We start from the raw sequence: 19,352 nt of genomic DNA, 5'->3' as shown, positions 1-19,352 counted from the left end.
TTTCTAGCCCAGCACTATGCAGCAGTGCCGACCAATTCTGCAAGATGAGCGTCCAGATAGCTGTCCAGCGCCGCAATTTCATCGGAATTCAACCGCAAACCCAGTTTGGTCCGCCGCCAAAGAATGTCCTCCGACGTGCGCGCCCACTCCTGGCTTACCAACCATTTCACTTCGGCCTCATAGAGGTTGTAGCCAAAAAATTGTCCCAGATCGGCAGCCTTCTTCGCACTGCCCAGAATTTTTCGGGCATCCGTCCCATATTGACGGATCAGCCGCGCCGCAAAAATTTTGCCGAGGAACGGATAATCGGAAGACAAACGCTCCACTTCGTCATCAAAGGATGTCACCGCAAAATCGCCGCCTGGAAGCGCGTCCTCATCCGTCCACGTTCCGCGCTTGAACGGCAGGAATGGCGTCAGCTTTTCCAACACCTGTTCGGAAAGTTTCCGATAGGTGGTGATTTTGCCACCAAATACGGACAGAACAGCCGGTTTGTTGTCGCCAGCATCCAACTCCAGCACATAATCCCGGGTCGCCGCTTTTGCCTCGCTCGCACCATCGTCATAGAGCGGGCGGACACCAGAATACGTGTGCACGACATCGTCAGGGGTAATGGGTTTTTCCAGATACTCGCTGACAGCTTTGCAAAGATACTCAACTTCATCTTCTGCAATTGAAACCTTGCCGAGATCACCTTCGAAATCGACGTCGGTTGTCCCTATCAAGGTGAAGTCGTTTTCATAAGGAATGGCGAAAACGATCCGTCCATCCCCATTTTGGAAAATGAAACAGCGGTCATGGTCAAACTGGCGCGGCACAATGATGTGGCTGCCCTTGACCAGACGGACAGCTGAAGAATTGTTGGCCCCGACAACACCACGCAGCATTTCGGCAACCCAGGGACCAGCCGCATTTACCAGAACAGATGCGGTGACAGTGCGTTCGATACCGGTTGTCAGATCCTTCAAGACCACTTGCCAATGGTCTCCGTCACGCCGTGCGCTGACGCATTTTGTGCGGGTTTGTACATTCGCGCCGCGATCCGCAGCATCCCGCGCATTCAACACGACAAGGCGCGCATCATCGACCCAGCAATCCGAGTATTCGAAGCCCTTATGAAAGAGTTTCTTTAACCCCTTGCTGAAGATGCCCTGGTCGAGCGGAACTGTTTTGGTCGCCGGCAGCAGCTTACGGCCACCAAGGTGGTCATACATGAACAGACCAAGGCGTAGAAACCATGCTGGGCGCAGCTCTTTGTGGTGCGGAAGAATAAAACGCAGCGGCCAGGCAATATGCGGCGCCAACCTCCAAAGGACTTCCCGCTCTTTCAAGGCCTTACGCACCAAATTGAACTCATAGTATTCTAAGTAGCGCAGGCCGCCATGGATGAGTTTGGTCGAGGCCGATGATGTGGCTCCGGCAAGATCCCCCATTTCAACGAGCATCACCGATGCTCCACGGCCGACAGCATCACGGGCAATCCCTGCTCCGTTAATTCCGCCACCGATTATTAAAAGATCATAGTCCGCCGCCATGGTCCGTCTAAGGCTCCGTTCTTTTCGCGCGATTATTCTAAAAGCGAAAATAATTCGAAACCAGTCGAAAATCAATCACAATAAATGCGCGCACAAGCGCACATCCGACTTTCATCAAAAGCCAGTTAGCAGTTGAACCAGATTTTTTGGCTAAGAATTGGGAGATTTAAGCCTATTCGACACCTTCGCTGGGAGGCGCGTCACCCGAAATGGCTTTCGGTTTTTTCGGCAGTTTCGATTTCGCGGTCTTCTCTCCCTCGTTCCCAACAAATGGCGGAGTTCCCGCATGATAGGTGACCTGCGGGAATGGGATTTCGATGTTCCGCTCATCAAACACTTGTTTCACGTACTCATTGTAAGCGCGCCCGACAGACCATTGATCACCCGGCAGAGTTTTGATCCGTGCTCGAATATCGATCGAGCTTGGACCAAAATTAATCACCCCGTTCATCTCCATATCGGAAAGAATTTTCGCCCCATAGTCTGTTTCCCGCAGCCTGCGGAACGCCTCGAGCATCGCGTCTTTCGCAACAGCAACATCGGTATCGTAAGCCACGCCAATGATCGCGACATGATAGGAAAATCCGCGCATGAAGTTCGACACCATGTCGACAGACGAAAATGGGATAATGTGAGAGGTTCCATTGAGATCCCGGATCCGCACCGACCGGACCGTTATTCCTTCAACCGTTCCAGTAATGCCGGCAACGGTCACGACATCCCCTTCATTGAACGCGTTTTCAATCTGAATAAAGGCGCCTGTAATGATGTCCTTTACCAGCGTCTGGGCACCGAAAGAAATTGCCAGACCGACGACACCGGCACCGGCAATGAGCGGGCCGATATCAATGCCCAGCTCAGACAAAGCCAGAAGCGACGACATCACCAGGATGACAACAGTTGCGGCATTGCGGAAGAGCTGGAACAGCGTGCGCTCCCGGGCAGTGACGATCCGGCCGCTGCGAGACTGCAGCCGCAAATCCACCCATGACATCAAAGCAAGCCAAACCGCAAAGCCGACCAAAAGCACCAAAAGCGCTGACCCTGTGCTGCTGAGCAATCGGGCACCGGTCTCACTCTCAAACCAGGCGCGAACACGGAACACGCCCCAAATGTCGAGCAGCATCAGCACGGTTCCCAGGAACACGGCCGACCGGACAAGTTTTAAAATCCGCGGCACAAACGCATTCAAACGGTATTGAAGAGCTGGAAGCGCCTGGTTCCAGTTGTCGGGCAACCGAATACCGCCGCGGATCGCCCGTGTCATGATCAACGACAACGCCATGCCGGCCATCACCGTGACGACAGACAGACCGGTCGCGCGTAAAATGATTGTCGTGGCATCAAAGGGACGGGAAACCCAAATAATGAAAATCGCGATGATGTAGCCTAAGGCTGCCATATGCCAAACTTTGCCAAGATTGGCGATCGCCCGTTGAGCCAATACGCTATGAAGCGTTTCTGAGTAACGGTAGGCGCCCTGCCGGACCGTCGTGCGGTTTCGAATTACCAGCGCCATCAGGTAGAGCATCCCACTTAACACCACGAGGAAGCGCAGCGCATTTCCTAAGACAAAGGAAACTGCAATGTTGGCAACCGGAACTGCCAGGAAGATGCCGTAATTGGTCCAGTACATATAAAGCCGCAAGCGGCCATACCAGTAGTTTGAACTGGTATCATCAAAGGGCAACAGACGCAGTTCTGGGCGGTTTGGAGCAAAAACAAACCGCAGTGCTACGTTTGCCATTCCAGTGACGAAGAACGCATTGAGTGCCAGGCTTTCCTGGATTGTGACGCCTGCTTCCAGCCCGCCATAGGCAACCAGTGCGCATAAGTATCCTCCGCCCAACCCCAGCGCGACCGTTGTTGTGTCTATGAGGGTTGTAAAAAGTAGAATACTGGTCCGTGCGATGCCGCCGCCATAACGGGCTTTCACCGCCAATCGCCGGTAGGATTTTCGGGCAAGCACTTGAGCAGCCGCATAGACCACATAAGCAGCAAACAAGACGAAAATGACTTGTGTAAGGACTGTCTGAACCCGGTCCCATTTGACCGGAATTTGGCCTGTCGCAATCAGCCCTAAACCATTTATGGAGCGCCCCGCTTGATTGAGTAGGACACCGGCCTGATCGGCGATTGCTCGCGTGTATTCGCCAATGGTGAGAACAATTCCGTCCTTGGCAGACCGAGAAACATTAACTTCCGTTTCAGTTTCTGGCGGGGAGCTCTGCTCATTGCCTCCGGCGTCTTTCTCAGCTGTCAGCTGCTTGATCAGAGCGGCCCGACTATCTGGGTCTTCCAATATCTGGATCAAAGCTTCCCTGGCTTGGCCAATCTCGGTTGCTTGTTTCGTCCCATCAGGCGTTGTTTGGGAGACTGCCGATGTGGCCCAAACACAAAACATCAAAATGAACGGAAAAAGACGGCTGAGAAGAAGTGTCATGAAGGGTCCATCAGAACGGTCAGGCATGCGAAAAACGGTTCTCGCTAAAAGTGAAGTACTCCGGCGGCACCTGAGTCTCAAGGAGGCTCGTACCGGCTACGCATACAAGCCACGATCTTCCAATAGATTGGAATATTGTCAATTTTAACTATTTACGTCGCTAAATATCAATAAAAACATCAAATTGCCGCTAGGTCATATTTCACCAATCGAAGATTCGGTAACGTATTAATAACAATATACCGTTCTTCTTCTCATACATGGGAGGAAGAATGTCACTGTCACTAGTCAAACTTGCCGAGAAAGGGACCGACGCCGCACGTACGACGTTGTTCGGTGAGCTTTGCAAGCTGGTGACCGAAGACCTCGACCAGCGCACCACACAAGAACTCACGATATTCGCCGAAGTCACTTTGAAACTTTATGGCGATGCCACCGCGAATGACCGAGTCCGGTTGGCAAAAAAAATGTCGGCATGCCCCAATACACCGGTTTCTCTTGCCCGGAAAATCGCGACAGACGACGTCTCAGTTGCCTCGCCAGTCCTAACGTCCTCGCCAGTGTTTTCACAAGAAGATTTGCTGGATTTGATGGAGGCCCTCAGCAATCGCCATCTACAGGCAATCGCTCAGCGAAGCGATTTGACCGCGCAGGTTTCGGATGTTTTGGCACAAAAAGGCGACAAGCCAATACACCGGATCCTGGCCGGCAATCGGGAAATCCGTTTGTCCCGTGAGGCTATGCTCTGCTTGGTCCGGATGGCAGCCGAAGACGTTTCAGTCAGGGAGAACCTCTCTCTAAGATCTGATTTGACGCCAGCGGTCTGCCAAAAACTGCTTCCACTTGTAGATGATGAGGCCAAAAAACGCCTGAATGCCATCATTCAGGGCGCGCTCTCGCAGGATCAACTGGACCAAATTGCACGGCTCAAAACTTTGCGCCGCGAACTTGGCCATGCGCTCGACAATCAAGATATGAGTCTGTTGTGGGCGGAAGCACAGCGCGCCGGAGCAACGGCAGACGCGTTGATTACTCTCTTGCTTCAAGATCAGCGGTTCAATCATGTCATCGAGTTGATGGGCATCCGGGGCCGCATCGCATTAAAGTCGCTGAAAGATGCGATTTTCAATGGCAAGCTTGAGACCGTCATGCGCACTGCAGCCCGATGTGGTCTTCAACCGCAAACCTTCGCACTCTTTGTCAAGGCGCGTTGCGATCACTTGAGAATCCCCCCAGCAAAAGGCTCCAGTTGGATTGGCGCCTATACAGCCTATTTGAAAGAACTTGAGGCAAGTAAGGGTGCGCGTTGCACAGACTTTCAGGCCAAGCGGAAGACCCGCGATTCGGAAAAAGAGCCCCGCGACTCAGGAAAGCTCGCGATCGCTTGACCGATCTTGTTAGAGCGCAAAACGCTCTAAGCTCTTTGGCAAAGCATCGCGGCCAGCGCCGTAGCGAGCGTTGCGCCGGCGTAGAACCACAGTCCCGGCAAGAGTGACGCCGCCGCCAGCCCGCTGGTCTTGGCCGCGAACAAAACAAGCGCAACAAGCATAACGTCCAGCATTGACCATTTACTGACCGCGGACAAAAGCGACAGCGATCGGGACCGACCACCAGTAACAGCGGCCACATGGGTCAATGCGATTTTCGCCGCCGGAAAAATGACTGAAAAGAGGGCGATGACTACAGCCAATGCCGCATCCCCTTCAACCCAAAGTCCTTGAATAACGTCGATGAGAGACGGCCGCTCTTCTAGAAAATACAGCTTCTCCAGCCGCATCATTGGCAGCGTGATACCAAGAGCAAAGGAAAAGGTCGCGATCGGCAGAAGAAAAGCGATAACGAGGCGCATACAGTCAGCTTTTTATGCTTATTGACCCAAGAGACGACAGTTCACATAGGAACAGATCCCGCGACAAACAACAATCGCAGGACGATAATCTACTGTCTTAAAGGTAACACGCCGCACAAACACGGCTTACCGCCAAAAAGAGGCGGCTAGCAGTATCTAATATTGAAATGTCTCGGCTTGGCCCGAAAACTAGAACCTGGACCGCCCGCGCGCAGCGACTTCATCAAGAAGGTCTTGTTCGGCCATCTCCTGTGCCGTCCGTTCACGCTGCTGATCCCGTTCTTCCAGCTGCTCAAACTTCTTCAGATCTTCGATCGCTTCACTGAGTTCGTCCTGAGCTCGTTGCAACTGATCATCCAGCTCATGTGCTGAATTACGCAGATTGTCTCTCCGGTCCGCCGCAGCCTTTGCAAATGTGGGATAGGCGAAATGCGTCACATCAGTGATCCCGGTCCGCTCCTGTTCGGTGCGAATCTGATCATCGAGCTCGTCTGCCATCCGATGAAACTCGGATATCATACTCTCGATCTGGGCGAGCTGCCGCCGTTTTTCGTCAACTTGAAACCGCTTCAAACGGATCAAACTGTCTCGGGTTTTCATTACTCAATACTCCCCTTACACGGGCAGTCTATCCCGGAGTCATTTCCAAAAGGTTGGCAAGTTGCACATAACCGTCAGAAATTGACGTCGCATCATCCTTACCTTGATTAAGAAAGTCGTCAATCGGTCCGAATCTGTGGATCGCTTCATCCACGGTTGGGTCAGACCCTCTTCGATAAGCCCCAAGACGGATCAGTTCTTCCATGTCCGTATAAGTGGACAGAAGCTGCTTGGCTTTTCTTAAGACCGGCTGCTGATCTGATGGCACGCAGCGCGGCATGGTCCGGGACACAGATTTCAACACATTAATAGCCGGGTACCGCCCGCGTTCCGCGATTCCCCGCTCCATGACAACGTGCCCATCCAAAATGCCGCGCACGGCATCGGCAACCGGTTCATTGTGATTGTCGCCTTCGACAAGAACCGTAAATAAGCCCGTGATCGATCCAGACCCCACCTTCCCAGGTCCCGCCCGCTCCAAAAGACGCGGCAATTCGGTGAAGACCGTTGGGGTATACCCTTTGGATGTAGGCGGTTCTCCGATCGACAGGCCTATTTCCCGCTGCGCCATGGCGAATCGGGTCACCGAATCCATCATGCACAGAACCTTGTCGCCCTCATCGCGAAAGTGTTCGGCAATCGTCATCGCAAGATAGGCGGCCTGCCGGCGCATCAAGACGCTTTCGTCAGAGGTCGCAACAACGACGACCGACCGCGCCAATCCCTCTTCGCCAAGGTCGTCTTCAATAAACTCTTGCACTTCGCGGCCACGTTCGCCGATCAGGCCAATGACCGCCGTGTCACATTTGGTGTTGCGAGCAAGCATCGACATGAGAACCGATTTACCGACACCGGAGCCGGCGAAAATGCCCATCCGCTGCCCTTCGCAACAAGTCACAAAGGTATTCAGAGCCCGGACCCCGAGATCAAGAGGAGGCCCTACACGGGATCTTTCGTTAGCGGGCGGTGGTGCGCTTCGCAATTTGCGAGGCAGACCGCCATTTGGAAGAGGTCCTTTACCATCAATTGGTTCACCAAGTGCATTAACCACCCGCCCGAGCCATTCATTGCTGGGGTGTACGACACTCTCGCGGGAACTGATCACCGCCTTGCAGCCCATGCGGACACCTTCTAGGCCTGAAAACGGCATACACAAGGCGTGGCCATCGCGAAAACCAACGACTTCTGCGGGAACTTTGGGGTTATCCTCACCACTGTCGATCATCAAACGGGACCCGACACTCATCTCGTGAATCGGTCCGGCGATCTCGACAAGAAGGCCCTGAACCGCGGTTACACGGCCATAAATTTCCGTCGACATGAGCGAATCAATCTCGGCAAAAAGCGCCTTCACGTTAATTTCTTTCCCCTGTTAACGGTTTTGGTAACCGATCGTTTACGACTCTGGTTAATCTTAACCTTTGAAAGACGCACGAGCGAGGGTCATATCGAAGTTATTCTGGCTTTGTTGAAAGGAATCTGAACGGAGTCGGTTACGCCGATTTCTTAAAGTTCAACATTAAGAAAGATGAATCTGGATTCTTTCCAGTGATTCAATTAGTTGGGCTTTGTTCACAGAAACGTTTCCGCGAGCCTTGCCGCTATGAAATAGAATTTGTTAACCATTAATCGATAGATTGAGTCGGGGTTAACAGCAGTCCTACGTAGCAGGCGCCGACACAGCCGTTGCGACTTGCCCAGGAAAGGCAGAACAAGGGGATTGGCATGCGTGTATTGTTGATTGAGGATGATAACGCGACAGCGCAAAGCATCGAGTTGATGCTGAAGTCCGAGAACTTCAACGTCTACACGACAGACCTTGGCGAGGAAGGAATCGACCTCGGCAAACTGTACGATTATGACATTATTATGCTGGATCTGAACCTGCCGGATATGTCCGGTTATGAGGTTCTCCGCACACTTCGGGTCTCGAAAGTTAAGACACCGATCCTAATTCTTTCCGGTAATGCCGGTATTGAAGACAAGGTTCGCGGTCTCGGCTTTGGCGCCGATGACTATATGACCAAGCCGTTCCACAAGGACGAGCTGGTGGCACGTATTCATGCGATTGTCCGCCGCTCGAAAGGCCATGCTCAGTCCGTCATCGTAACCGGCGACCTGAAGGTCAACCTGGACACCAAAACGGTGGAAGTTGGCGGCCAGCGTGTGCATCTGACCGGCAAGGAATATCAGATGCTGGAACTTCTCTCCTTGCGCAAGGGCACGACCCTGACCAAGGAAATGTTCCTGAACCATCTTTATGGTGGCATGGACGAGCCGGAATTGAAGATCATCGACGTCTTCATCTGTAAACTTCGCAAGAAGCTTGCAGCGGCAACATCTGGCAAGAATTACATCGAAACGGTTTGGGGACGTGGCTACGTTCTGCGCGAACCGGATGTTGAGGTCGCTGCATAACGCAGTTCCTCAAATATGAGATGACGAAACCCCGCCTCCGGCGGGGTTTTTTGTTGGCCCAACGTATCCGGTAAAGCACTGAGTTTCTGCTTTCTTCTTGTTCTTTCAATAAAGTATCGGCAGGCTGCTTGCATCAGGCCTGATCACTGATTTTCGATACAAGGACGAGAAGAATGACACACGTTTTGACGGTGATTGGGAAGGTATGCCGGGCGGAAAGCGGCTTTGAGGTTCGAATCGACGAAGCCTTCCGGCAGGGACTTACCGGACTAGACCAATTCAGCCATGCTTTTGTTTTCTGGCTTGCAGACAGAGCCGATGCTCCGGGGAATGCCCCGCTCATCTGCCCTGCCCCCTATACCGCTTGCGACCAGGATGTTGGCGTTTTTGCATCCCGATCACCGGACCGGCCAAATCCAGTTTGTTTGTCCGCAATTGCGGTCACTGGCGTGGATATTAAGACCGGAAGCGTTACCACACCGTACATAGACACGCTCCCAGAGACGCCGATCATCGATATCAAACCGTATTTTCCGGCCAGCGACCTGGTATCTTCAGCGCATACTCCGGCCCATTTCTCACACTGGCCAATGTCTTATGAAGAATCCGCCCTTTTCGATTGGAGCGCAGAATTCAGATAGATCATATGCCGTATAAGCGGGCTCGCTGTTCTCTCTCTGAAATCACAGACATCAACGGCAAAAAAGCGATGCGTTCTGTTTTCAGGTCAACATGGCCCGCTCAAAACAAAGAAACGGCCGGGGTGGGCTCCCGGCCGTTTCCTCCTCTATGTTTCAGGATGATGGGGCCTGTGCACTAGAGATTGAGCTGATAAGACGCTGGAACGTAGCGGAACCCGCTTCCCTCAGTGGAAACATATCCGACGGACGGGAACGGCATATGGTAGCCGACAAAAGGAACCTTATCGCTGGCCAGCATGCTCAAGACAGACTGCCTCGTCGCAGCCGCCGCTTCTTTGTCCATATCAAACCGAACTTCCCACGTTGGGTGAGCCAATGACCAGACATAGTGGTTGGCAAGGTCAGCCGCGAGAAGGAGCTGCTGTCCCCCATCTTCCAGCATATAAAGGGTGTGACCCGGTGTGTGCCCGTGTGCAGCCACTGCTGTAATCCCAGACGCAACTGACCCGCCATCTCCCAGGAATGTCATTTTCTCGGCAAGCGGTTTGACATTCTTTGCCATAAGCTTGGTAACGCCATTGGCTTCCGGGTCCATAGCAGACCAGAAGTCAAACTCCTTCTGGCCGGTCACATAGCGGGCATTTGGGAATGCAGGCGCGCCCGCCTCCATCAAGCCGCCGATATGATCTGGGTGCATATGGGTGATGACGACTACATCGACTTGCTCCGGCGTATAGCCTGCGCTCATCAGCGCGGCGCGCATGTTGCCACGTGCCGGACGCCCCCCTTCTCCGACACCGGTGTCAAACAGAATTAGCTCTTGACCTGTGTTGACCAGCGTCGGTGTAAAAAACGCCTTGAAACTGTCATCGGGAATAAAGTTATCCGAAGACGCTTGTGAGAACGTGCTAGCATCAACGTTCATGCCGAACGTCTTCTGGGGTTCCCCAACAGTGACCGCGCCATCAAGCAAAGTGTTCACTTCAAAGGAACCAATATGGTAACGTGCAACCGGCGCTGCCATGGCGCCTTGCTTTTCGGCAGCAGCATGAACCGTTCCGGACGACGCGACGCCAGCCCCTAATGCCGTCGCCCCTGCTCCCAACAAGGCAGCACGCCGTGTCAGTCGAACCTGAATTTCACTCATTGGTTATTCCTTTGGTTGCCAAAACTCGAAGGAAGCCAAAATCCCAGAACAAATGGCAGTGGCTCCAATCGCTCTTGGGGTATCTGGGATAAAATAGCAGTGTTGAAACCTCCCATGCGGGGTTTAAATGAGATAATTCGCGAGTTCTTGAACGGAAATGAATTTCACATTATTTCAATGCCTTAACGGGGAATGTCATTCATGCATCATCAATGGTATAGTGCATTGAGCCATTTCTAGAGGAAAAGTCGATGTCCCGGCAGAACCTGCTGTTGCTGATTGCCATGACAATTTGTGCCGCTTTTCTGCTTGCCGCGAACCAGCAAACACGGCCGGATGGCTGGAATGTCTTGAGTGTATACGGGTATTGGTTTGTCCGGATATCGATTGAAGCCACGCTGTTTTTTGCGTTCTTTCTTCTTGTTGGACTGATACCAGCGTTGAATAGGCGGAAGGTCGCCGCGCTTTGTCTGGCGGGACTTGCCAGTTATTTGCCTTTTGTTCTTTCGGTCACGGCGATGGATATCGTGCTCGGACTTCCTGAGCTTGGGTCCACAGTAGGAACAGCTCGAGGACCGGATCCGCAAGTTGGTGCCTTTCTCCTGGAACTTGGCTACCTCTTGGACAACCACGCGTTCTTGTGCGGGCTGCTCTCCCTTCCGCTTTTAGCGGAAACAAGAATGATCGTAAGCATTGGCAAGCATACGAACGTTGCACAAGAGGCGCTTGAAACCACATCGGATGAACTAGCAGATGGCAGTGTGCTTCCAGAAAACGTCGCAGGTCAGACCTCATTTTTTGAAAGCTTGTCACCGCCGTTCACTGGCACATTGCTCCGCGCAGAAGCACAAGAGCACTATGTCAAACTTGTTGGAACTTCCGAAACCCGGATGATCCTCTATAGGTTCAGCGACATTCTGCGGGAATTGCCGCAATCGCTTGGCATGCAGGTTCACCGTAGCCATTGGATCGCCAACGAAGCGATCCGAAAGGTTGTTCGAAAAGGCAACAACACGCGGATTGAGACACAAGATGGCATGCAGATTCCGGTGAGCCGGCGTTATGTCAGCCGAGTCACTGGTTGGGCAGAGCAGAATTCAGCAAAAACTGAATCAAATGACCGCGCGTCCACGGCCTAGAACGTTACCGGCCAAACTCGGATCACCGAACCCTGCCTGGAATACTAATTGTTTCAGCGACTTCCCGAAACACTCAAAGGCACTAAAGAGCTTTCACCAGCTCACAAGCACCCGGCAACGAAAAGGCCCAGCTGATCTTTCTCGATCGACCGGGCCTCATAATTCAAAGTCTTTGCGGTGTTTAGCGGAAGGTTGTTCCGCCGGCAGCCAACCTGGACGTACCAGTGGCAAGCGCTGGCCTGGTTCCGGTTTGTGCCGCCTGTTTCTTTTGGAACAAACCACGTTTTCCGGCGACCGGCTTAAACGCATCCGTCAAACCGACAACAGTTTCCGCCGCCCCTAACACAAGAAACCCATCATCCGGCAAGGATTTCGCAATCCGGTTAAGAATTTCGGTTTTGGTTTCCTGATCAAAGTAGATCAGAACGTTCCGGCAAAAGACAATGTCGAACTCGCCGATATGAGAAAACTGCTCCAGAAGATTGAGTTTTTTCCATTCGATCATGGCACGCATACCGGCATTGATTTGCCACATATCGCCTTTCTGATCGAAGTATTTCAAAAGCAGCTGGATCGGCAGACCCCGCTGAACCTCAAACTGGCTGTAGAGACCGGTCTTCGCTTTCTCCAGAACCTCCTGGGACAGGTCCGTCCCCAAGATCCGGACACGCCATCCGCCAACCTTGGCGGCTGCTTCTTTCAGGCAGATCGCAAGCGAATAAGGTTCCTGCCCTGTGGACGCAGCGGCACACCAGATCTTGATCTGTTTGCGCGCAGCACGGTTCTGCAGCATCGCCGGCAGCATCGTTTCCTTGAAATGCTCAAACGGCGTCTTGTCGCGGAAGAAGAACGACTCATTGGTCGTCATTGCCTCAACAACGTCGGTTTCCAGGGTCCGGTTGCCACCTTTTTGCAAAGCCTGAATCAGGTTGCTCAAGGTTTCCAGTTTGGAATTGCGGGCAATCGGCAACAAACGGCTTTCGACCAGATATTGCTTGTCATTCGACAACACGAGACCGGACCGCGTTTTCAGGAAGTTTTTCAGAAAATCAAACTCACTCGGGGTCATCGTGTGTTCCCCTTCAATACGCGAGAGATTTTCGGTCCAATATCCTTCAACGGAAGAACATCCGAACACATTCCGGTTTGCGCGGCTGCTCCGGGCATCCCCCAGACAACGCTGGTTTCTTCATCCTGGGTAATGACGCTACCGCCCCCTGCGGCAATTGTGCGAACACCGCCCGCACCATCGGACCCCATACCCGTCAAGATGATTCCGAGACACGCAGATCCGTAGACTTTCGAAACACTATCGAAGAGCGGATCAACGGCCGGCTTACAAAAGTTGACTGGAGGCCCATCATTGAGGCAGATTTTTACTGAACCGCCTTCCTTTTCCAAGGTCATATGTTTGCCGCCGGGCGCTACATAAATGTTCCCGGCTTTGAGTTCTTCGCCGTCTTCGCCTTCCTTGGAGGGACGCAAAGCGGCCTTACCCATATGTTCGGCAAGGATTGCGGTAAAGGTCGGCGGCATGTGCTGCGTGATGACCACCGGCACATCATTCATCGCCGTGCCGACTTCTTTCATCACTTCCTGAAGGGCCTGAGGGCCACCGGTCGACGATCCGATCGCCAGAATGCGAGGCCGTACCGAAGCATAGGGGCGCAGCTGGAATTTGCCGCCCGCACCTGCTTGCTGTCCAGCTCCACGAAAGCTTGCCCGTGTATCCACTGCAGGACGGGCAGCGGCTGATGCGGGGCGAGTAGTTGGCTGCGCTGTGCGGCCCGCACGGGTTTCAGCCCGCATCGTCCGCACAGGAGTACGCATACGTACGGCCCGGGCGCCCAGCGCCTTGACCTTGTCAACCAGCTCGCGACGAAAATCGATCGATGTGGTGACTTCGGACGTAGATTCAGGCTTCGGGACATAATCCGAAGCGCCAAGAGACAACGCCTTCAGGCTGATTTCCGCATTCCGGCGGGTCAACGTAGATGCCATAATCACGACGAGATCGCGTTTCTTGGCCAGCATCAGCGGCAGAGCCGTCAAGCCATCCATTTCCGGCATCTCGATGTCGAGAACAACGACATCTGGATTGCTTTTTTCGATGTCTTCGACTGCCAGTTTTCCGTTCCGTTGCGAACTGACAACCTTAAGGTCTTTGTCTTCCCCGAGCCAACGGGTCAAAAGTCCGCGGATCACGACCGCGTCATCGACCACCATAACTTTAATCGGGTCAGCCCCCGTATTAACCCCAGCGGACACATTTCGTTGTGCAAATGCCATTGAGAACGACCAACTCTGTACTAAATAAGTCCGACTTCCTGAAACTTGGCTTCGACGATTTCCCGATCGAAAGGTTTCATGATGTATTCATTCGCACCGGCGCGGATTGCGCGCGCAATGTGAGCAACGTCATTCTCCGTTGTACAGAAAACAACTACCGGACCTTCACCACCTTCTTCGGCTCGCAAACTGGTCAGGAACTCAAGTCCATCCATAACCGGCATGTTCCAATCCAAAAGGATGGCGTCCGGCATTGTCTTCCGGCATTCATCTAGCGCCTGCTGACCGTCCTCAGCCTCTGTGATCTCAAAGTTCATATCCTCCAAGATCCGACGGGCGACCTTCCGAATGACGCTAGAGTCATCTACAACAAGGCACTGTTTCATCAGGCGTAACTCCATTATCGGCCATCTTTGGGCCTGTTATTATGCTGCTGCCATAGGTTCGGTGAACATCGCTCCGAGCAAGCGGTCCACATCCAAGATCACCATCAACTGTCCATCGAGACGGTGAACACCGCCGGCGATTTCTGCCCAACGCCGGTCGAGGTTTGATGGGTTTGGTTCAGCTGAACTGGACGGCAAGGTCAGAACCTCACCAACCGTGTCGATCACCAGCCCATAACTTTCCTGTTTGTACTCGATACCTACGGCCATCATCTGCTCGTCTTCCAACGGCGGCAAGTGCAGCCGCCGGCGCATGTTGATGGCTGTAACAATGCGCCCGCGCAGATTGAGAACACCCTGAACTTCCGGCGCCGACATCGGCACTCGGGTCACGCTCTCAGGTACAAATACATCATGAACCTGCGAGATAGGCAATCCAAATAACTGGCCACCGATCACAACGGTGACATATTGGATCATGTCGTTTCCGGCACTGTTGTCACCGGCTACTTTGTTCTCCAACACACTCATGCTGCAGCTCCCAACTCACCGGCAAAGATATCTTTCAAGGCCGCAATCAAACCAGGGCGGTCGAACTTGGCGACATAGTCATCAAACCCGGCCTGGCGGCCTCGCTCGATAGACGCCGGCGTGACCAGCGATGACAACGCCAGAATTGGCATCTGCCGGAAGCGCGGATCGCGTCGGATCGCTTCACAGAACTCAAATCCATTGATTTCCGGCATTTCAATGTCGCTGACGATCGCATGGAACTTGTCACCGTTCTCAAGCAATTCGAAGGCTTGCCCCGCACCGACACAGGTCGTGACATCATAACCTGCCGCTTTGAGAACCGGTGTCAGCATGTTGCGGAAGAAGGAGGAGTCATCAACGAAGAGGACTTTCTTCGTCAGTGCCTCAATATCCATCTCCTTGCGCATGAACCAGTCTTCGAATGCCTGCGGCAAGTAGAAGCCAAGGTCGATGATCTCGGTTGCGCGTTCTTTGACGATGGCAGAGCCAAGTACACCTGGCCGCTCGGACCCCACTTCGATGTTCATGCGGTCTTCAACAATGTCGACGATTTCATCAACAACAAGACCCATAGACCGGCCCGCATCGGAGAACACCAGCATTGGCTGTGTGCCTTCCGTCTTCAGGCTGTCGCCCTCGTTGACGTAAACCAGCGGCATGAGCGCACCGCGATATTGAACGAGGTCCCGGCCGTTGGACCGCTCGATCTTGGAAACATCGAACTCTTCGAGACGTGTAACCAAGGAGAGCGGTACCGCTTTCGGTTCCGGCGCTCCTGCACGGAACAGAAGCAGCGAGATTGCATTCTGGCCAGTCATCGCTTTTTGCTGCAGTTCTTCCTGTTCATCTTCACCGTGCTCGGCAACCGCGCTGGAAGCATGGCTAGCCATGGCACCGGCGATCCCGTTCGGATCGATGATCATGATCACGGAACCATCTCCGAGGATGGTGTTTCCGGAGAACATGTCCAGGTTTCGCAGCATCGTGGACATCGGTTTGACCACGATCTCCTCCGTATGGAAGACACCGTCGACAACAACACCGAAGGTCTGGCTGCCAACCTGCATCACCACGATAAAGCCGTTGTCGGCATCGATCGCCTGTTCAACGTTCTCACCTTCATAGATACCGAGAAGTTGAGATAGGTGAACCAGTGGCAGAAGTTTATTGCGCAAACGCAGAACCGGCGTGTCCTTGATCCGTTCGATCCGATGCTCAGAATTTGTCTGAACACGAACCAGCTCGACAACGGACAGCTGCGGGATTGCGAAACGGTCACCACTGGCTTCGACGATCAGCGTGGATACGATCGCCAACGTCAGCGGGATCTTGATGATGAAGCTTGAACCTTTGCCCGAGACCGAACGCAGATCAACCGTACCGCCGATCAATTCGATGTTGTTGCGGACAACATCCATGCCGACGCCGCGTCCGGAGACACTGGTCACTTCAGCAGCGGTGGAGAAGCCTGCTGCAAAGATGAACTTCTGGACTTGAGCGTCCGTCATCTTTTCGATTTCAGCTTCTGTCGCAAGCCCCCGCTCGAGGATCTTGGCCTTCACCTTGTCGACATCGATGCCCTTACCATCATCGCGCACTTCGATGATGATGTGGCCACCTTCATGATACGCCGCCAGGGTAATAATACCCTTTTCCGGCTTACCGGCGGCACGCCGGTCTTCCGGCAGTTCCAAACCGTGGTCGGCAGAGTTCCGGACCATATGGGTCAGCGGATCCTTGATCATCTCAAGGACTTGGCGATCCAGTTCTGTGTCTGCACCGATCATTTCCAAATCGATCGGTTTTTCCAGTTCTTGACTGAGGTCACGAACGATCCGCGGCAGTTTCTGCCAGGCATTGCCGATCGGCTGCATCCGGGTCGCCATGACACCTTCTTGCAGTTCGGCAGTGACGTTCGACAACCTCTGCAGAGGTACCTTAAATTCACTGTCTTCGTGCCGGCGGACGATCTCAAGAAGCTGGTTCCGTGTCAGCACCAACTCGGACACCATGGTCATCAGGTGTTCAAGCGTATCAACTGCAACACGAATGCTCTGGTTCGAAACACCGCCACCGGCAGCTTTTTTCTCAGCCCCATCTCCGGCAGGTTTTGCCTTAGCTGCAGGCTTCTTATCAGCCGGCTTCTCTGCCGCTTTCGCCACAGCAGGTTCAGCTTTGACCTCGGGTTCGGGCGCCGGTACAGGAGCTGCTTCCAGCTCTTCCTCAAGCACCTCTTCTTCGATGCTCTCGGCAACCTCGACTTCGATCTCAGTTTCCTGGAACGCGCGCTCCAGTTCATCCAGAGAAACTTCACCGGGGCGTAGCGGCCGCTCCAGGCTCTGGTCTGGCACATCGATGGCAGGCTCTTCTTCCTCGGCCACGGCTTCGGCTTCTTCGCCGCCAGCCGGCTCTTCAGCCGCGGCGCCGCCGGCCATTGCCGCATCAGCCGCGGCTGACATCTCTTCCAGCTTGCCGATCAGCTCACTGTCGTCGCCTTGAGGTTCTTCACCCTCGGCAGCTTCCAGCTCACCAAGAATATCCTTGATCTGGTCAATAGATATCAAAATGAGTGATACCGCGTCCTGCGTCACCGGCGCACCGTCACGGAACTTGCCCATGAGGGTTTCAGCGGCGTGTGCAATTCCTTCAAGCCGGGGAAGGCCCAAGAACCCACAGGTACCTTTGATCGTGTGTACCAGACGGAATATGTTGTCTAGAATCGTAGCGTTGTTTGGTTCTTGCTCGAATTTCACGAGCTCCACATCAACAACGTCGAGACTCTCATTGGTCTCGGTAATAAATTCCCTGAGGAGGTCGTCCATGGCCTGCTCTCACCCGACTTGTTACTGGTTCCGCACCCTGAAAAGGATGTCTGGACCGGGAAGTCCATGAGAGTAGGTTGGCCTCAAACCGTTAAGATACGCTGAAACAAACAGATTCTTTTCAGACCTAAGTTATTCAACCGGAAGAGCTGTAATTTTTACGAATTCTTCTTCTTTATCTATTGTTAACCCCATGCCGCATTCACGAGCCAAAAGAAGACTATAAATCGGCTGTACAGAATGTGCATCAACCCGCTCAGGCTCTTCTCCGCCTAGGGTTTCCTTCATTCCGAGAGGAATTCGCGGATTGAGACCGGCTGCGATCAATTCGAAAGATGGCGATTGTGGTGTGCCAGACATTTCAACCTTGATATCACCGCCCCGCGGTACACACTGGTTGGCGATTAAGATAAGATTGAGCAGCAGCTTCACATAATTTTTCGGCATCAGATGCCGATCGAGTTGCCAATTTAGATTCGATTTTTCGTTTTCCATAAACCCTGTGGCAACCACTTGGGCATCGCCAAGATCAATTTCCGCACCGGCAGAACCGGCAGCGCCAAATGCAAGCCGGGCAAACTGAAGTTTAGCCGATGCTTGGCGGGCGCTCTTTCGGATGAGGTCCATGGCGAATTCGCGCATGTCCTCTGATCCTTCCTCATCCAGCACCTCCAAGCCATTGGTAATGGCACCCACTGGAGAAATAATATCGTGACACACCCGGCTGGCGACCAGGGCTGCTAGATCCAGAGAGGAAAGCTCTTTAAGTGCGGACATGGCTCTGCGTTGCTCATTATGGATTTATGGAAAGCGATCTGATTCGCAGATCACACGGTCAGAGTTACACATCCTAAAAGCCGCTGCCAAGGCGCGAGAACGCCACAATTCCGGCTCATCCAAGTTAATTTGCCGCGTTTTGTGACAGAAATACCTATTGAGACGGCTTATTCGCGAACTTCGAGGGTCGATGAGAAGTGAATCACCCAGGCGTGCAGCCGACCTTGGCTGCATTCTCGCGCGCTTCATTCAAGCGCTGGGTTGAACTGACAATAAAGAGGAACCGGTTGACCACCGAATAAAAAAACATCAAGCGGCCTTCGATGACGGCATAGATGAACGGATTGCCTGCCGTTGCAAACCCCTCCGACAAACCATAGCCGCCACAAGCTGCAAACATGGGCGCGTAGGCGTTCGGGTGAAGTTTAAAGGCTTCAAGATTGCCCTTGTTTACAAAGACCCACTCGGTGCCGCCCCAAGCATAAGTATGCTCCCGGCTCCCCTTACGCGGATAACCATCAACGAAATAGCTCACCGGATCATGTCCGCCAATCGCGTAACCGGTGATTGGATCAGGCACAAATCTCTGTGGACGGGCCATGCCTTCCACATTCCAAAGGCAAACAACCATCAACAGGATTGCAGAAAGACACATCCAGGTCTTTTTTTGGGACCAACGTTTCATTGATTCGGCGTAAGCGGTTCTCTTCAATTCAACTGCGAATCAGCACTGTATTCGTTAAGTCTAACACTGAGGACCCGCAGCGCGGCG

At 53.2% G+C, this 19,352-nt stretch carries 17 protein-coding genes; 4 read left to right on the top strand and 13 right to left on the bottom strand.

Going from position 1 to position 19,352, the window contains the following annotated elements:
• Positions 1-14: 14 nt before the first annotated feature.
• A complete protein-coding gene (gene glpD / locus ACOOFE_RS02260; RefSeq protein WP_420413454.1) occupies positions 15-1,535 on the bottom strand; it encodes a glycerol-3-phosphate dehydrogenase in 1,521 nt (506 codons plus the stop codon).
• 172 nt (positions 1,536-1,707) lie between these two features.
• Positions 1,708-3,978 carry a mechanosensitive ion channel domain-containing protein gene (locus ACOOFE_RS02255; protein ID WP_420413453.1) on the bottom strand — a complete coding sequence of 757 codons (2,271 nt, stop codon included), beginning with the start codon at positions 3,976-3,978 and terminating at the stop codon, positions 1,708-1,710.
• 272 nt (positions 3,979-4,250) lie between these two features.
• Between ACOOFE_RS02255 and ACOOFE_RS02250 the strand changes: the two genes are divergently transcribed.
• Complete coding sequence (locus ACOOFE_RS02250; RefSeq protein ID WP_420413452.1) at positions 4,251-5,366, top strand: DUF2336 domain-containing protein; 1,116 nt, start codon at positions 4,251-4,253, stop codon at positions 5,364-5,366.
• Between the two features lie 26 nt (positions 5,367-5,392).
• Here the strand turns inward: ACOOFE_RS02250 and ACOOFE_RS02245 are convergent, their stop codons facing one another.
• The 3 genes from ACOOFE_RS02245 to fliI all read right to left on the bottom strand — a co-directional run bounded on the left by ACOOFE_RS02245 (position 5,393) and on the right by fliI (position 7,781).
• A complete protein-coding gene (locus ACOOFE_RS02245) occupies positions 5,393-5,827 on the bottom strand; it encodes a paraquat-inducible protein A (RefSeq protein WP_420413451.1) in 435 nt (144 codons plus the stop codon).
• A gap of 189 nt (positions 5,828-6,016) precedes the next feature.
• On the bottom strand, positions 6,017-6,427 hold the full coding sequence (gene fliJ, locus ACOOFE_RS02240) for a flagellar export protein FliJ (RefSeq protein WP_141184911.1): 411 nt from the start codon (positions 6,425-6,427) through the stop codon (positions 6,017-6,019).
• Between the two features lie 28 nt (positions 6,428-6,455).
• Positions 6,456-7,781 carry a flagellar protein export ATPase FliI gene (gene fliI, locus ACOOFE_RS02235; protein ID WP_420413450.1) on the bottom strand — a complete coding sequence of 442 codons (1,326 nt, stop codon included), beginning with the start codon at positions 7,779-7,781 and terminating at the stop codon, positions 6,456-6,458.
• Positions 7,782-8,152: 371 nt separating this feature from the next.
• Here fliI and ctrA point away from each other — a divergent pair, with 371 nt between their 5' ends.
• Together ctrA and ACOOFE_RS02225 are read left to right on the top strand one after the other, a co-directional pair.
• Positions 8,153-8,845 (top strand): response regulator transcription factor CtrA, encoded by a 693-nt coding sequence (gene ctrA, locus ACOOFE_RS02230; protein WP_141184909.1) that lies wholly within the window; start codon positions 8,153-8,155, stop codon positions 8,843-8,845.
• A gap of 173 nt (positions 8,846-9,018) precedes the next feature.
• Positions 9,019-9,486 carry a TrmO family methyltransferase domain-containing protein gene (locus tag ACOOFE_RS02225; protein ID WP_420413449.1) on the top strand — a complete coding sequence of 156 codons (468 nt, stop codon included), beginning with the start codon at positions 9,019-9,021 and terminating at the stop codon, positions 9,484-9,486.
• A gap of 175 nt (positions 9,487-9,661) precedes the next feature.
• On the opposite strand, the gene ACOOFE_RS02220 is transcribed toward ACOOFE_RS02225, so the two are convergent.
• A complete protein-coding gene (locus ACOOFE_RS02220) occupies positions 9,662-10,633 on the bottom strand; it encodes an MBL fold metallo-hydrolase (RefSeq protein WP_420413448.1) in 972 nt (323 codons plus the stop codon).
• Positions 10,634-10,884: 251 nt separating this feature from the next.
• On the opposite strand from ACOOFE_RS02220, the gene ACOOFE_RS02215 reads away from it, so the two are divergent.
• Positions 10,885-11,772, top strand: coding sequence for a LytTR family DNA-binding domain-containing protein (locus ACOOFE_RS02215; RefSeq protein ID WP_420413447.1), 888 nt, complete (start codon positions 10,885-10,887; stop codon positions 11,770-11,772).
• A 181-nt stretch (positions 11,773-11,953) separates the two neighbouring features.
• Here the strand turns inward: ACOOFE_RS02215 and ACOOFE_RS02210 are convergent, their stop codons facing one another.
• From ACOOFE_RS02210 to ACOOFE_RS02180, 7 genes are all read right to left on the bottom strand, one after another.
• Complete coding sequence (locus ACOOFE_RS02210) at positions 11,954-12,841, bottom strand: CheR family methyltransferase (protein ID WP_141184905.1); 888 nt, start codon at positions 12,839-12,841, stop codon at positions 11,954-11,956.
• On the bottom strand, positions 12,838-14,061 hold the full coding sequence (locus ACOOFE_RS02205; protein WP_420413446.1) for a protein-glutamate methylesterase/protein-glutamine glutaminase: 1,224 nt from the start codon (positions 14,059-14,061) through the stop codon (positions 12,838-12,840). Before ACOOFE_RS02205 ends, ACOOFE_RS02210 begins: the two co-directional genes overlap by 4 nt.
• Before the next feature lie 20 nt (positions 14,062-14,081).
• On the bottom strand, positions 14,082-14,447 hold the full coding sequence (locus ACOOFE_RS02200; protein ID WP_141184903.1) for a response regulator: 366 nt from the start codon (positions 14,445-14,447) through the stop codon (positions 14,082-14,084).
• A gap of 39 nt (positions 14,448-14,486) precedes the next feature.
• Positions 14,487-14,978, bottom strand: a complete 492-nt coding sequence (locus tag ACOOFE_RS02195) for a chemotaxis protein CheW (protein WP_141184902.1) — start codon at positions 14,976-14,978, stop codon at positions 14,487-14,489.
• A complete protein-coding gene (locus tag ACOOFE_RS02190) occupies positions 14,975-17,803 on the bottom strand; it encodes a chemotaxis protein CheW (RefSeq protein WP_420413445.1) in 2,829 nt (942 codons plus the stop codon). Before ACOOFE_RS02190 ends, ACOOFE_RS02195 begins: the two co-directional genes overlap by 4 nt.
• 132 nt (positions 17,804-17,935) lie before the next feature.
• A complete protein-coding gene (gene chpT / locus ACOOFE_RS02185) occupies positions 17,936-18,580 on the bottom strand; it encodes a histidine phosphotransferase ChpT (protein ID WP_141184900.1) in 645 nt (214 codons plus the stop codon).
• Positions 18,581-18,782: 202 nt separating this feature from the next.
• Positions 18,783-19,235, bottom strand: coding sequence for a YHS domain-containing (seleno)protein (locus ACOOFE_RS02180; RefSeq protein WP_141184899.1), 453 nt, complete (start codon positions 19,233-19,235; stop codon positions 18,783-18,785).
• Positions 19,236-19,352 lie beyond the last annotated feature (117 nt).

Source organism: Roseibium sp. (assembly GCF_965216085.1).
Classification (GTDB): domain Bacteria; phylum Pseudomonadota; class Alphaproteobacteria; order Rhizobiales; family Stappiaceae; genus Roseibium.
Note: the sequence above shows the minus strand (reverse complement) of the source record. Positions and strands in the feature narration are given on the sequence as shown.